Source organism: Zavarzinella formosa DSM 19928 (assembly GCF_000255705.1).
Classification (GTDB): Bacteria; Planctomycetota; Planctomycetia; order Gemmatales; family Gemmataceae; genus Zavarzinella; species Zavarzinella formosa.
The window spans coordinates 1,889-2,110 of the sequence record NZ_JH636465.1 but is presented as its reverse complement, the minus strand read 5'-3'; the positions used below and the strand labels follow the sequence as shown (position 1 = coordinate 2,110).

Below are 222 nucleotides of genomic sequence, written 5' to 3'. Positions count from 1 at the left end.
AGCGACAGCTTGTTCATCTCGTTCTGGGCCTTCGGCTCGGGGGCGTCAAGCTCGCTCCCGGTCGAGACGGGATTGTTGGGGTCGTTGGGATTGAGGCCGAGGAGGTTCCCCTTGGCCTGATTGCTGCGGGTGATATCCGGGTCCCAGTAGCCGGGGTCGACGACGGTCTCGATCAGGATGATGAGTTCCGTCGCCGGGGGGGTGGAGGAGGAGCCGTTGCCC

Annotated in this window: 1 protein-coding gene; it reads right to left on the bottom strand. The window is 64.9% G+C overall.

The annotated features are described in order from the left end of the window. Positions 1 to 222: hypothetical protein (locus tag BGIM_RS64545; RefSeq protein WP_162136373.1), on the bottom strand; the 222-nt coding region annotated here is incomplete at both ends.